The 643-nt window shown below is 56.1% G+C and carries 1 protein-coding gene; it reads right to left on the bottom strand.

Annotated elements, in window-relative coordinates:
- Positions 1-643: flagellin hook IN motif-containing protein (locus NPS46_RS25115; protein ID WP_274112045.1), on the bottom strand; the 643-nt coding region annotated here is incomplete at both ends.

The raw sequence follows: 643 nt of genomic DNA, 5'->3' as shown, positions 1-643 counted from the left end.
AGTGTCGCCCTTCTTGAACTTCACATCCACACCGTTGAGGATCACCGACGTATCGGTGGTCAACTTGGCCTGCGAGCTGCCGGCGGTCAGGCCCAGTTTGGCCAGTGCCCCAGCGCCTTCAGGGGAAGGACCGTTGTCCAGCTTGATCGCCTTGCCATCCACGGAACTGAGCATCAGACGGCCTTTGTCTTCGACTGCTGTCACGCCAGTGGTGTCTTTTTGATCGTTAATGGCTTTCAAAATTTTCGCCATATCATCACCCTTCGCCGCCTTGACGGAGGTGCCATTGATGCTGATTTCCAGAGGAGCACTCAAGCCCGTCGCTTTAACCGCATCTACATCCGCAGCAGCACCGATAGCGGCGCCCTTGACCTTAAACGCCGTGTCGGAGTTCAAAACCAACTTGGCAGCATCTTTCGAGGCCGTAACACCTGTAGTTGCAGTGTGCTTATTGATTTCAGTGATGGCGCCATCCAAATCGAGGTCATCCGCCAGGGTAATGGCAGTACCATTTATGAGCATATCGCCACTGTTCGCGTTCGCTGCTTTCGGCACAACATAGGTGCCCGAATGGCCAAACACTTCCTTCACCGCAGCAGCCGGAGACCCCGTCACCGTGGCCGCCAGCTTGCTGGTCTCGCCC

This window comes from Pseudomonas putida (genome assembly GCF_028682395.1).
In the GTDB taxonomy this organism is placed as follows: domain Bacteria; phylum Pseudomonadota; class Gammaproteobacteria; order Pseudomonadales; family Pseudomonadaceae; genus Aquipseudomonas; species Aquipseudomonas putida_AB.
Note: the sequence above shows the minus strand (reverse complement) of the source record. Positions and strands in the feature narration are given on the sequence as shown.